Below are 13679 nucleotides of genomic sequence, written 5' to 3'. Positions count from 1 at the left end.
CTTAGGTTTGCAGGCATAATAGAGCACCGCGTCCGGGAAGGGTGCGGTGCTTTTTATTTGGGATGAAGCCAATGGTAGATGAGTTAGCCGTCCTACGGGACCAAATAGATGAAGTAGATCAAGAGCTAGTGGCTTTATTTGCTCGACGTTTAAAGCTAGTAGCTGGGGTTGGCGAAGTTAAAAGCCGCCAAGGCGTGCCTATTTATGCCCCCGACCGAGAAGCCAGTATGTTGGCAAAGCGTCGCGCCGAAGCACAAGCGCAAGGGGTGCCGCCTGATTTAATTGAAGATGTCTTGCGTCGTTTTATGCGCGAGTCTTACGCCAGTGAAAATGACACTGGCTTTAAGTGCATGAACCCAGCGCTGAGTAAAGTAGTGGTGGTGGGTGGTGCCGGCCAGCTGGGAAGTTTATTTTCCCATTTGCTTAGCCTTTCAGGCTATCAAGTGTGCATCTTAGAAAAAGATGACTGGGAGGATGCCGAGTCATTAGTGAGCGATGCCGGCTTAGTAGTAATAGCAGTGCCCATTGAGCAAACGGTCGCGATTATTAAGCAATTACCGCCGCTGCCTGCCGATTGCGTGCTCGTTGACTTAACCAGTATTAAAGCTGAGCCGCTCGCGGCCATGATGGCTAGTCATAGTGGCCCCGTCTTAGGCTTACACCCTATGTTTGGCCCAGATGTCCCCAGTTTGGCTAAGCAAGTGATTATCTACAGTGAAGGCCGCGATAGTGAGCAATATCAGTGGCTACTGGATCAAATGCGTATATGGGGGACGCGTTTACAAGCCGTTGATGCGAAAGAGCACGATAATGCCATGAGCTTAGTCCAAGCGTTGCGCCACTTTACCAGCTTTGCCTACGGCGCGCATTTGTGTGCCGAGCAAGCAGACTTAGCCCAACTGCTGCGTTTAAGCTCACCTATTTATCGCTTAGAGCTGGCAATGGTCGGGCGCTTATTTGCGCAAGACTCCAATTTATATGCAGATATTATTTTATCTTCGCCAGAAAACTTAGCCATGATCCGCCGTTATCATTCTCGTTTTGGGGAGTTACTGACTCAGCTCGAACAAGGTGATCGCCAAGCGTTTGTGGAGCAATTTTCGACCGTGAGTGATTTTTTTGGTGAGTATGCGCAAACTTTCCTTAAAGAAAGTCGTAACCTATTAGCGCAAGCTAACGATAGCCGCCATCACGGCGATGAAGAGTAACGGCTAGCACTCATTGCTTAGAAAAATTAGTCTAATAAAAAACCGAGCTTGTGGCTCGGTTTTTATTTTTTACAAATCTAAGCAGTTAGCTAGGTATATAAAAAGCCTATTTTCGCCACGGAATACACTGAAAAAGAGACTTTAAATCTAAAAAACTTTATGAATAAGATAGATAGTAAAGCGTTCAGCTGCTAGTAAGTTAATATTCCCTTATTCCCACTCTGCTTAGCTGAGACTGCTGCTAAAAGTAGAGTTACAAGGCTTAGCTTACTTCTGCCCATGCCAGAGCAGCTCTTTAATTGTTACTTTGGCTTATTTTCCGAGTATTCCGTGGCTAAGAAATCTTTAATCTTTAAAAAAACCGAGCTGGTTATGGCTCGGTTTTTTTATAGGGAGGGCGCGGTTGTTATATTAATCTTGATATAAGCGCTGCGCTAATTGACCCAAAGCGTGCAAGTTATCTTCATCTTCCACGCTTAAGCAAAACCCTTGAATGCCCACGCCTTTTAACACCACGCCTAACTCTGCCAGCACATCCTCTTGTGGTGCTAGTTGGCTTAATAAAGGCAGCCGAGTGTGTTGTTGTAAACGTAATAAGTCGGCTAAGGGTCGACTTTGCGTATCTATTAAGGCGAGCTGTTGGTTGCCTTGGGCTAATAAACGCTCGGCATCGGCCAAGGTTTGAGCATGGCTCTCGGCTAAGGGTAACAGCACAGGTCGGGTGCTGCGTCCCGCCGCTGTGAGCAAGGCTTCACGCGCGCCCTCATTTGGCGCGAGTAGCAGCACATCTAAGGACTCGGCAGCACGAGGTAATTGCTCACTATTATGAACGTAGGTTAAGGTCGCTAAATCAAACTGTTTCGCTACTTCGCTGAGTTGTTGTAAACGCGATTGCTCAAATTGACTATCACCTTCACCAAAACAAGGCACGCCTAACACATGGCCGCCTTGTTCTTTAATTTGGCGTGCCACTTCCGCTAAGCTCACTCGCTCTGGCCACTGAGTAAGGAGCACCGCTAATAAAGGCTCTTGTGGGCTTACGCTAAAGCGACCGACTTGTAAGGCCAGTGTGGGGCTTTTAAGCGGGGCTGAAGCATTAGGCTCAATAGGCGCAGGGCTTTGATTGAGCAGCTTAGAAGAGATACGAGTTGGGCTCACTTCATCGCTAGGGTAGCAGCCTAAAATTTTAATAAAGTGCACTATGTCTTTTAGCTCGCTCAGCGCCGCTTGCATCGCGGGGCTATTTACATTTGCCGCTACATCTACATAAAACATCTCTTCCCACGGATTACCGATAATAGGGCGAGATTGCAGCTTCGTCATGGGAATATCATGATTGCGCAGCACTAATAAGGTTTCGACTAAGGCGCCACTTTGTTGACCCGTAGACATAATAAAACTGGTTTTAGCCGGGATTTGCATGGCCACTTCTACAGGCTTTCTTGCCACCACAATAAAGCGGGTCATATTTTGCTTTTGATTAGCCAACCCACTCACTAAGGGGGTGAGGCCATGTAGCGCACCGCCATCGGCACTGCCCATAGCGCCAATATCAGGGCGTCTTAACTGCGCGACTAATTCCATGGCATTAGAAGAGGCGGCACAAAACTCCACTTTTACGCCAGGCAAGGTAGACAGATATTGTGAGCATTGCTGATACACTTGGGGATGAGTATAAAGCGTGCTGAGCTTACTCACTTCTGTGTCTACCGCGACTAATAAACAATGTTCTATGGGCTGAGTAAGCTCACCCACAATGGACAGGCTGGTGTGTTGAATAAGATCAAACACATCATTAATGGCGCCGGAGCTGGTGTTCTCAATTGGCAAAATGCCATATTGCGCTTGGCCGGATTCTACCGTGTCAAAAATTTGCTGAAAGCTTTCGCAGTTATGCTCAACTAAGGTGGCTTTATAGCGCGATAAATACTTACGAGCCGCCATATTAGAATAAGAGCCACGCAAGCCTAAAAAGGCCACGCTAATGGCCGGGCTACTGGCTTGTGGATTTAACACCTCTTGTAGCAGGGCTTGTTGTGATAATACCGAGTCTTCAATAATGGTGTGATAAATCTGCGTCACATAATGGGCATCTAAGCCAAGCGCGCGCCCTTGATTAATCAGCTCTACTAACAGCGCTTGCTCGCGTTCTTGGTCACGAATTGGGCGTGGGTGTTGTAATTTGCTGCGCGCCACATCTAAGCTTAAGCCTTTGCGTTTAGCCAGCAGCGTTAATAGCTCCTTGTCTAAGCGAGTGATTTGAGCTCTGATCTCATCCAGATTTATCAATGGGACTTCCCTTATCAACAAAATATAATCTAACGTGTCCCTTATTCAGGGCCACGATTATTAAATTAACCTATTTACCTTTAACACCCTCACTGAGTGTCTTTTACTGCCATCAACAGCGGCTTTCATACCGGCTTGGCTAATAAGCCTGCGCTTATAATGACAGTGAAAGAAGCTCATCTCTAGGCGTTAACTATCTTAGCAAAAATCCCCCTTAAGCCGCACTAAAAGCGCCCTGACTTTAGGGTATTTGATACTTTTGACGCTTTTTATTATCGCGCACCAGACTATTGTTAGCGCCGTGGCCGCTAAGCGCTGGATAACGTCAGCGCTAAACGTAAAAAAGGCCGAAATAATTCGGCCTTTTTTTAGTTATTTGAGTGAATAATTTATGAACGCGTTAAGAGATGAAAGCTATTCCTCTTCGTCAAATTCGTAATCAAATTCTGCTTCTTCATCAGTGAGTTCAGTATCATCGGCGCTAGCAATACCCGCTCCAGCGGCGCCAGCAGCGACGGCGCGTTGAGCTAAGGGTTTATCTGCATAGCGATTCAATTGGCGCTCTAGCTTTTGGCCTAAGTCTTTAATAGCAGCGTAGAGGTTATCGTCTTCAGCTTTAGCAAAAAGGGTGTCGTTGCGTACACCGGCGGTGGCTTCAACCTGGTACTTAAGGCCTTCTTTATTAATAATCACATGTGGTGTGATCAAATCCACTTGGCGACGAGCCAGTTTAGCAAAGCGACTCTCAATCCGTTCACGGATGGCGGGAGAAATGTCGATGACGGTGCTAGTGATAGTAATGGACATAAATACCCCCTGGGTGTGCTCATGTTTGTGTACAACTTCAGACTACCCTGACCCAGACTAAATAATGTGATCTATATCAACATTTTATGGCGATTACCGATGGCTGTTAAAAAATTGTGAGCCAGTCGCCGCTCCCCATATTTAAGTCTTGCCAAAGTCGACCGCGATAAGCCAGACTCGAATGGATAAACTTTGTCTGCTGGTATTAACCTAACAGCTCGCGCTTATCCTGACTAGCTGTTCTTTATCCTAGCTGCTCTTTTTGAATTTTGGATCCTCCCTGGCACGAGCTGCGACTTTAATTGACCGGTTTGCAAAGTTTATTTTTCTAAGGCCATTGGCAGTGTTACTTCTATTACATAGGATAGTCATATATTTGACATTTAAGGGTGCGCCTGTGAAAGCTTGGTTAGGATTAGGTTTGTTATTAGTGGCCATGAGCGCGAGCGCCCAACCATCCCCATTGCGAGAACAATATCGCCAAGCCGAGCAGGCGTTAACCAGTAACGAGCTGTTGCGTTATCAACAACTGCGCACGGGTTTGGATGCTTATCCGCTGACTATTTATTTAGATTACCAATATTTAGCGGATCGCCTTAGCCAACTTAGCACCGCTGAAGTAGAAAATTTTATGCGCCGCTATCCCAACTCACTACTTGCAGATCGCTTAGAAGGGCGTTATTTGCATCGATTAGTGCACGAGCAGCGCTGGCGCGAGTTTCTTGCTCTGTATCCCGAGGTGCCTAATAGTGAAGTGCTGCAATGTGCCCATTACCGCGCTAAATGGGCGCTAGGAGATAAAAATACCGCCATCGCGGGGGCTAAATTAATGTGGTTGCATGGCGGCTCTCGTGCCTCGGCCTGTGATCCTTTATTTGATGCATGGAAAAGCGCAGGCGGGCGCACCGATGAAGATATTTGGCAGCGCATGCTATTGGCCTATCAAAGTGGCAATAACAGCTTAGTAGATTATTTATATCGCCAATTAAGTGTTACCGCTCGCCCCGCCGGCGACTTCTTAAAATCCGTGCAGGGCAACCCTTATCAATTAATCAGTAGTGACTTAGTGGCAGTTAAGGGCGAAGCGCAAAAAACGGCACTCAGTTATGCCCTAGCAAAACTGGCTAACACTGAACCTAGCCAAGTGATGAGCGTATACCCCAAATATCAGCGCCAAGTTGGCTTAACTCAGCGCCAAGTGGCACGCATTGAACAAGCACTCGCGCAGCGCCTAATGTTTAATCGTACCCATGACTATCGCAGCTGGCTTGACGCCCGTTTACCAGAAGTGGGGGATGAAAGCTTATTTGAATTAAGAGCGCGCTTAGCGATTTGGGAGCAAGATTGGGCAAGTTTGCCCGGCTGGATAGCCAAGTTGCCGGCGAGTACTCAGCAAGATAGCCGCTGGCAGTATTGGCGTGGGCGGGCGCTTAAAGCCCAACAGCGCCATACCGATGGTGATAAAGCCTGGCAGTTAGCAGCCAGCCAGCGAGATTACTATGGCTTTTTAGCCGCCCAGCGTAGTCAAGCGCCTTATGCCTTTATGAAAAAGAATTTACCGCCTGCGCCGGCTCTTAGCGAAGCGCGCAGTCGCTGGCCGGCGTTTGCTCGCACCGAAGAATGGCTAGCCATAGGTGATAAAAATGCTGCGCGCAGTGAGTGGTATCACTTATTAGGCAAGGTCACTGAAAACGAGGGCTTGTTGCTTGGCAGTTTAGCTTACAAGCTGGGTTGGTTTGATAAGTCGATTCAAGCCAGTATTCGTTTGCGCGCTTGGGACCATTTAGACTTGCGTTTTCCGCTGGTGTATCGCCAAACCTTTCAAAATCAAGCACAAAAGTTGGGTATTAATGCCGCAACCTTATTTGCCATTACTCGCCAAGAAAGTGCCTTTTATGAACAAGCGCGCTCTCCGGTAGGGGCGGGGGGCTTAATGCAATTAATGCCAGGGACAGCGAAAGATACGGCAAGAAAATTTAATATTAGCGACTTTAAACACCCCTCTGATGTATATCGCGCCGAGGTTAATATTAAGCTCGGCTCTAGCTACTTTAAGCAAATGCTCGACCGCTATAGTAATAATCGAGTGGCCGCCATTGCCGCTTATAACGCAGGCCCAAGTCGCATTGATGCGTGGTTGCGCAACAGTGCCTCGCGCCCACTCGATGTGTGGGTAGAGAATATTCCTTATCGAGAGACCCGCGGCTATGTACAAAATGTGCTTTATTACTCGGTCATTTACCAAAGTATGTTAGGTCAGCCAACGGCCCTTGTGACTTCTAATGAGCTTAATTATGTCTATTAATGAACAGCCTAACGCCGAACGCGTCGCTATTGTGGGTTTAGGCTGGTTAGGTGAACCCTTAGCGCTGACTTTGCAACGCTTAGGCTATCAAGTGAGTGGCACCACCACGACGCCCGAAAAAGCCGAGCGCTTAAATAAGCAAGGCATTACCACTTTATTATGGGAACTCAATCACGCCATGCCTGCGCGTTGGCCAAGTGAGTTAAACGCCGACACCCTTATTATTTGTGTGCCACCGGGCAAATTACCCCATTATACCGAGCAACTAAGTGCTGTGGCGAAACTGGCTGCCGCGGCGGGGTTTTCGCGTTTAATTTACACCAGTGCCACCTCAATTTATGGCGGAGAAGGCATTAAGCAAGAGGCCGATGCTAAGCCGGACAGTGAGCGGGGCGAGCGTATGCAAGCCTGTGAAACAGCCATGCACAATTCGGGCATTGCCCGCGTACTATGCTTGCGCTTATCTGGTTTGGTGGGTGGCAGCCGTGAGCCTGGGCGTTTTTTAGCAGGGCGCAGCTTTGAAGGTGGCGATGAGCCCATTAACCTTGTGGCTCAAGAGGATTTATTACGCTTTTTCCCCGCCTTATTAGCTAAAAATGATTGGCCGGCGGCGCTCAATGTCAGTGCGCCTCATCATCCTAGTCGCAAAGCATTTTATAGCCAAGCGGCTAAACTTCGCCAATTACCACCGCCAAACTTTAGTGGCGGCGGGGTTGGGAAAACCATCGATGGCTCGGCAATTAGCCGCTATCTTGGGTTAGATTATCTGGTGAGTGATTGGTTTGACTGGTTAGCGGCGCGCAATACTAAGTAGTCACTAGTGAAAGTAATAGTGAGCTATTGCTGTTGGTCACATAGAGATAGCGCCGTAAGCGAGCTATGATAGGCGCTATTATTTAAACGAAGAGAAAGTGTAATGAGCAACCCCCAAGACCCCAATGGTGACTTATTAATGCGCACCATGGCCATGCCTGCCGATACCAATGCTAATGGTGATATTTTTGGCGGCTGGATCATGTCACAAATGGACTTAGGTGGCAGCTTATTGGCAAATGAAGTGGCAAAAGGCCCAGTAGGCACAGTAGCGGTGAGCGAGATGAATTTTTCACGCCCCGTTAAAGTGGGCGATGTGGTTTGCACCCATGGCACCTTAATTAAAGTTGGCCGCACTTCTATTACCGTACAAGTAGATGTATGGGTAAAGCCGGTACTCACCCCAGAAAGTGGCGAGCGTTATAAAGTGGCTCAAGCGCAATTTGTGTATGTAGCCATTGATAAGCAAGGGCGCCCGCGCGTGATTAATGCCTAATGATTAGCGCTAACGCAAGACATAAAAAAACCGAGCCTTAGCTCGGTTTTTTATTAGCAACTTAGCGTACTAGCGCGTATTAGCCGCCACAATCAGACTTTGCCCTGCACGTAAGCTGTGCTTATTGGCGAGTCGATTCCAACGTAGCAGCTCAGTCACGCTGACACTAAAACGATTGGCAATGGCTGACAGTGAATCCCCTCGTTTTACTTTATAAATACTGTTGGCTTTACTGGCCACATTGGGGGCGGTGTTAGAGCTGCTGGTTAAGGCCAGCGTTTGGCCAATGCGTACCGTGTGGCCTTTTAGGTTATTCAGCTTTTGTAATGCCTGAACTGTGGTGCCGTTGCGCTTAGCAATTAAGCTTAAGCTATCGCCACTTCGCACTTGATAGTGAGAGGAGCGACTTGGCTCTGGCATATCGGCCATGGCAATTTCAAAGCCTTGGGCATGCGCAATCGGTACTAAGATTTGCGCATTGCGTGCCGGTGAAGTAGAGGCGCGTTTAAAGGCAGGGTTCAGCTCTTTTAGCTTGCCCCGATTCATGCCCGCTAAGTCGGCCGCCATATTTAAGTCAACTTGGCCTTCCACCTCAACCACCGCCAGCTGGGGACGATTAGGCAACATGGGAATGGTCATGCCATAGTGGTTGTCATGCTTTAAAATAGCCGCTAAGGCTAATAGTTTAGGCACGTAATTTTGTGTTTCTTTAGGTAAAGATAACGACCAGTAATCGGTGGGCTTACCTTGGCGGCGATTCGCTTTAACGGCGCGCTGTACGCGGCCCTCGCCAGAGTTATAAGCAGCTAACGATAATACCCAATCGCCATCAAAAAAGCCGTTGAGGTATTCAAGATAATCAAGCGCGGCACGGGTGGAGGCCATCACATCATAACGACCGTCATAAAAACTGTCGAAATGCAGACCAAAGTTTTTGCCTGTGCCTTGCAGCATTTGCCACAATCCGGCCGCATGGCCGTGAGAGTAAGCTTTAGGATTAAAGGTACTTTCAACTACCGGTAATAACACCAACTCCATGGGCATGTTGCGTTTTTCTATCTCTTCCTTGATGAGATAGAGAAACGGTCTGGCGCGTTCTGAGACAGAGCGCATATAGCTGGGGTGTTTCAGGTACCAATTGCGTTGTGCTACAACTCTTGGGTGATCCAAGGGCACATCTAGCGTCATTTGCTCGGCAAGGTCGAGCCACAAGTCGGGCTGTGCTGCCTCTGCTTGTTGTCGTTGTCGGCTAGAGGAATGAGGCACAGTGCTGTAAGCTCGACCGAGGTCGGGAGTTCGTTGGTGCGTTTGCAACGATGCGTGGATCGATGACTTTTGGTAAAGCGTTTTAGCCGCTTTGCTATCGGTGCTGTCCTGGTGGCCAGAGGAATTTAATCCTTGGCAGCCCGCCAGGAGTAAGGCACCTGTAATAATACAGATTCTTCTCATGGTGTCCGCGTCTCTTTAAAACGGCGGCCAGTGTATGCTTTGTGAACAAAGTAAGCAAGTTCGTTAAAAAGAGTCCTTCCAGCGCCTAAGTGCAGCGAACACCTTAATGTCTTCATTTAGCTCCGATCCCGTATGAGCCTGAGCACTCGCTGCAACCCCTGCTACATGGGCACGTAAGAACACATTAATGGCTTTTTCTAAGCCTATGGATGAGGGTAAAGTAGGAATGCCTTGCTGGCGTAATTTAGCAACTTTTTGTAGATGTTTTTTCAAATCCGCGTTGTTTGGCTCCACTTGATGACAAAAAGTTAAGTTAGATTGTGTGTATTCATGTGCACAATAAACGCGAGTATTGTTTGGCAAATCACTAAAGCGTTGTAGCGAGTGATACATCTGCTCGGCGCTGCCCTCAAATAATCGCCCACAGCCGCCCGAGAACAAAGTGTCACCACAAAAGAGTACCGGCTCTGCCTCACCTTGTGCATTCATTACGCCATCAGCGGCAAAATAGGCAATATGACCTAAGGTATGACCAGGCACTAAACAAACGTCGAAGGTGAGCCCTAACTCAGGCAGCGTAAATGTATCATTATCCTGTAGCGCAATCGCATTAGGTGCGGGGAGCGCTTCAGTGGCCGGCGCATATACCTTAGCATGAGGCCAGTGGCGTAATAATTCCTTTACGCCACCGGTATGATCATAGTGATGATGGGTAATTAAAATCGAGGTTAATTCTAATTGCTGCTCGGCCAGCACTTGCATCACCGGCTCGGCTTGGCCGGGATCCACAATCACGGCTTGCTTGTTATTGGTAACTAGCCAAATATAGTTGTCTTGAAATGCCGAAATAGGGCGAATAGTGAGAGAGTGTTCCTGAGCCATATTTTATCCTTACCTAAAGAAAGTGTTAGCTTATCAGAGGCATAAATGTGATGAAATCAGTCTCTTATGCAAAAACGTGGCAGCAATTATTACGCGGCCCTTATTTAGCACAATTAATTCAAGCGCGACTGGATCACTGGGCGCCTTCGCTGTTTGGCTTTAATCTGTTAAGCGTTGAAGCGCTAAGTGCATCATTAACGCTTAAGGGTAGCCGTTTATTACATAGGGTAAACTTATGTGAGCAAGCCAGCACAGAGGCCGATATTGTTGGGCAAGCCACAGCCATGCCTTTTGCACCCGGTAGCTTAGATGCCTGTCTGCTAGCCCATGTCTTGGACTACAGTGCCCACCCTCATGCAGTGTTGCGAGAAGTAGAAACCGTACTGCGCGATGATGGCTGGTTAATTATTTGTGGTTATAACCCCTATAGCAGTGCCGGCTTAGCGTGTTTTGTTCCAGGCCTAAGCCATAAACTGCCTAAATGGCGGGCCATGATAGCGCCAGAGCGGGTTGAAGACTGGCTAAAGCTATTAGGCTTTGAGGTGCTAGAGCGCGATTACTTCGGGCTGACTCCGCTCGCAGAAGGTGTTGGCTTTAAAAGCGTGCGACAATTTTTAGTACCCCGCTATTGCCCCTCATTTGCTGGAGCCTATGTGATGCTTGCCAGAAAACGGCGCCATCCGCTCACACCTATTCGCCAACCTCAGCGACGGCCTTTGTTATTACAACCGGGCATGGCCTGCCAACAGCAACAATTAACCCGTCGTGCTAAACCTCAAACCTATAGTAAAAAATAACATCTCAACTGCCCACCGTTAGATTGCGCGCAGCCTAATCAACTTTTTAAGTTGCGCTAGGCAGAGTTTAACCTTGATAGCCCATATCATCATTAATAGCAGCGGTTTCTGCGGCCACGCGTGCAAGCACGTCACAGCGCTCGTTCTCGGGATGACCCGAGTGGCCTTTTACCCAATGCCAGTGCACGTCATGCTGCAGGCACAGCGCATCAAGTTGTTTCCATAAATCAACATTTTTTACCGGTTTTTTTGCCGATGTCTGCCAGTTTTTTTTCTTCCAGCCCAAGATCCACTGCGTAATTCCTTGGCGTACGTACTGGCTATCTGTGGTTAAGTCCACCACACAGTTGGTACTAAGTGTTTGCAAGCCTACAATGGCGGCCATTAGCTCCATGCGATTATTGGTCGTTAACCGATAGCCGCCACTTAGCTCTTTGCGATGGTGTTTATAAATTAATACCGCACCATAGCCACCTGGGCCTGGGTTTCCTAAGCAGGAGCCATCGGTATAAAGTTCTATTTTTTTCATGTGAGCTCGCTATTGCCTTATTTGAGCGCAAGTCTGCCACAGCGCTCATTAAAAAACAGCTGGCTTATAAAGCCGCCTTGCTAGGTAGCATAGGGCAGGACAGTTACTTATACTGGCAAGGTCTGCGCAGAGGAAATTGAGTTATGAGTCAGCAAGTTTATTCTCGCCAAGTGATCTTGGATACGGAAACCACCGGTCTTAATATGGATACCGGCCCCCATTATATGGGCCATAAAGTCATTGAAATTGGCGCGGTAGAAGTAATTAACCGCCGCTTAACCGGGCGCCACTATCATGTTTATCTCAAACCTAATCGCCAGATTGATGAAGACGCCATTAAAGTCCATGGCATTACCGATGACTTCCTGGCTGATAAGCCGGTATTTTCTAGCCAAGTAGAGGAGTTTCTTGATTTTATTCGCGATGCCGAATTTGTCGCTCATAACGCGCCCTTTGACGTGGGCTTTTTAGACTATGAATTAAGTCTTATTGGTCGTAAAGAACGCATTGCCGATCTATGTAAAATTACCGATACCTTAGCCTTGGCGCGCAAATTGTATCCGGGTAAGCGCAATAACCTCGATGTGCTCTGTACTCGCTATGGCATAGATAATAGCCACCGTACTTTACACGGCGCGCTGTTGGATGCGGAGATCTTAGCCGACGTTTATTTGCTAATGACCGGCGGCCAAACCAAGCTCAATCTACAAAGTGATAGTCAACAGCAAGATGACAGTGGCGCTATTCGTCGTTTAAGTAGTGAACGTCCCGCCCTTAATATTATTAGAGCCAGTGCCCAGGAATTAGCAGAGCATGAGGCGCGCCTAGACTTAGTAATGAAAAAAGGAGGCAGTTGCTTATGGCGCAACGTATAAGCCACGCGCTACTTACGCTTTGTTTAATGCTCATGGCAGTAGCCAGTGATGCCAGTGAACAAACTAGCCATTGGCTTAGCAACACCTTTCGTATCGACCCCTCTATTACCACCTTAACCTTGCTAATAGAGCGCGAGCCTAATAGTGCGCCTGTGGTATTAATTCGCCCCGATGGCAGCAAGTATTATGAAAGTGATCATCCCGACACTATTAGCTGGGCGAGCACCCCTGATCGCGATGTCATTACACTGCGCCAACCCCAACCTGGCCCTTGGCAAGCAACCGGAAAAGTCACTAACAACCGTGGCATTACCTTAGTCAGCGAATTTGAATTAGTAGTGAGCCCCTTTGCTGAGCGCTTATATCAACATGAAGTATTAAAACTGGAGGCCGAGTTACGCCACCTTGATACTCGTCTCGATGCCAATTTTTATCTAAAAGACTTAAGCCTACAGGCGCAATTAATTAATATGCGCATTGATCCCGAGGCCCAGTTTGCGCCCGCGCCCATCGTGGTGGGGGAGTTTAAAGATGATGGTTTGGGACTCGATGCCATTCCTAACGACGGCAAGCTTAACGCCGAAGTACTACTAGATATTTTGCCCGGGGAATATCTTTTTCAAACACAAATTAGTAACCAAGTCTTAGCGCGTACTAAAGAGCAAACCGTACTGATTTATCCCGCCCCCCTTAAAGTGAGCTTTACTAAGCCAGATGAAGCGGGCAATTGGTCGATGAATTTGGCCGCTCAACATGAGTTAGTGCCTAGCAGCCTAGTGGTGACCGGCGAGCTAGTAACCCCTCGCAACAGCGCTTTCCTATAAGCGGTAGTGGTTTAGAAATTATATTACCCAAAGCCCTAGAGCCGGGTAATTACTACTGGCACGGGCGCGCTTTTGCGACTAACCAAGAAGGGCGAGAAATACAACTTAATTTGCACGAGCAAGTGATCCGAGTAAGCCCGCCCATACCTGAAGCGGAGCAAGTAGCGCCCCCTAGCCAAGCTAACACTTTAGTTTATAGCGTATTAGGCATTATCTTACTGTTAAGCCTTGCAATAATTGGTTGGATTTTAAAAAGAAGAGCGGCTAAACAGCGCTAATTAGTACTTTAATAAACAACTTAAGCGCCTATTTTAACCAGTTGTGGCTGTATTTTAATCAAACAAGCTAAAGTTATTAGTTTTAGCTTGACGTTATTAAAACTTAACCCTAATATAGCCTTCGTTT

11 protein-coding genes and 1 pseudogene are annotated in these 13679 nt (G+C 47.7%); 7 read left to right on the top strand and 5 right to left on the bottom strand.

Annotated features, from left to right (window positions below; all coding sequences use genetic code 11):
- Positions 1 to 71: 71 nt before the first annotated feature.
- A complete protein-coding gene (gene tyrA, locus CBP12_RS05655; protein WP_086963570.1) occupies positions 72 to 1208 on the top strand; it encodes a bifunctional chorismate mutase/prephenate dehydrogenase in 1137 nt (378 codons plus the stop codon).
- Positions 1209 to 2333: 1125 nt separating this feature from the next.
- Here tyrA and CBP12_RS13715 read toward each other — a convergent pair.
- A pseudogene (locus CBP12_RS13715) lies at positions 2334 to 3497 on the bottom strand (chorismate mutase); the annotation flags it as partial.
- 414 nt (positions 3498 to 3911) lie between these two features.
- On the bottom strand, positions 3912 to 4304 hold the full coding sequence (hpf, locus tag CBP12_RS05645; protein ID WP_086963568.1) for a ribosome hibernation-promoting factor, HPF/YfiA family: 393 nt from the start codon (positions 4302 to 4304) through the stop codon (positions 3912 to 3914).
- A 397-nt stretch (positions 4305 to 4701) separates the two neighbouring features.
- Here hpf and CBP12_RS05640 point away from each other — a divergent pair, with 397 nt between their 5' ends.
- The 3 genes from CBP12_RS05640 to yciA all read left to right on the top strand — a co-directional run bounded on the left by CBP12_RS05640 (position 4702) and on the right by yciA (position 7918).
- A complete protein-coding gene (locus CBP12_RS05640; RefSeq protein ID WP_232455161.1) occupies positions 4702 to 6609 on the top strand; it encodes a transglycosylase SLT domain-containing protein in 1908 nt (635 codons plus the stop codon).
- Complete coding sequence (locus CBP12_RS05635) at positions 6599 to 7423, top strand: NAD(P)-binding domain-containing protein (protein WP_086963567.1); 825 nt, start codon at positions 6599 to 6601, stop codon at positions 7421 to 7423. The genes CBP12_RS05640 and CBP12_RS05635 overlap by 11 nt, the downstream gene beginning before the upstream one ends.
- 102 nt (positions 7424 to 7525) lie before the next feature.
- Positions 7526 to 7918 (top strand): acyl-CoA thioester hydrolase YciA, encoded by a 393-nt coding sequence (gene yciA / locus CBP12_RS05630; RefSeq protein ID WP_086963566.1) that lies wholly within the window; start codon positions 7526 to 7528, stop codon positions 7916 to 7918.
- Between the two features lie 69 nt (positions 7919 to 7987).
- Here the strand turns inward: yciA and CBP12_RS05625 are convergent, their stop codons facing one another.
- Complete coding sequence (locus CBP12_RS05625) at positions 7988 to 9367, bottom strand: LysM peptidoglycan-binding domain-containing protein (protein WP_086963565.1); 1380 nt, start codon at positions 9365 to 9367, stop codon at positions 7988 to 7990.
- 63 nt (positions 9368 to 9430) lie between these two features.
- The gene (gloB, locus tag CBP12_RS05620; RefSeq protein ID WP_086963564.1) at positions 9431 to 10249 is read right to left on the bottom strand and encodes a hydroxyacylglutathione hydrolase; all 819 of its coding nucleotides are present in this window, start codon (positions 10247 to 10249) and stop codon (positions 9431 to 9433) included.
- Between the two features lie 50 nt (positions 10250 to 10299).
- On the opposite strand from gloB, the gene CBP12_RS05615 reads away from it, so the two are divergent.
- A complete protein-coding gene (locus CBP12_RS05615; protein WP_086963563.1) occupies positions 10300 to 11046 on the top strand; it encodes a class I SAM-dependent methyltransferase in 747 nt (248 codons plus the stop codon).
- 67 nt (positions 11047 to 11113) lie between these two features.
- Here the strand turns inward: CBP12_RS05615 and rnhA are convergent, their stop codons facing one another.
- Positions 11114 to 11575, bottom strand: a complete 462-nt coding sequence (rnhA, locus tag CBP12_RS05610) for a ribonuclease HI (RefSeq protein ID WP_086963562.1) — start codon at positions 11573 to 11575, stop codon at positions 11114 to 11116.
- A 143-nt stretch (positions 11576 to 11718) separates the two neighbouring features.
- Between rnhA and dnaQ the strand changes: the two genes are divergently transcribed.
- Positions 11719 to 12450 (top strand): DNA polymerase III subunit epsilon, encoded by a 732-nt coding sequence (dnaQ, locus tag CBP12_RS05605; protein ID WP_086963561.1) that lies wholly within the window; start codon positions 11719 to 11721, stop codon positions 12448 to 12450.
- The gene (locus tag CBP12_RS05600) at positions 12435 to 13274 is read left to right on the top strand and encodes a hypothetical protein (protein ID WP_086963560.1); all 840 of its coding nucleotides are present in this window, start codon (positions 12435 to 12437) and stop codon (positions 13272 to 13274) included. The genes dnaQ and CBP12_RS05600 overlap by 16 nt, the downstream gene beginning before the upstream one ends.
- The last annotated feature ends 405 nt before the right edge of the window (positions 13275 to 13679 follow it).

It is taken from the genome of Oceanisphaera avium (assembly GCF_002157875.1).
In the GTDB taxonomy this organism is placed as follows: domain Bacteria; phylum Pseudomonadota; class Gammaproteobacteria; order Enterobacterales; family Aeromonadaceae; genus Oceanimonas; species Oceanimonas avium.
Note: the sequence above shows the minus strand (reverse complement) of the source record. Positions and strands in the feature narration are given on the sequence as shown.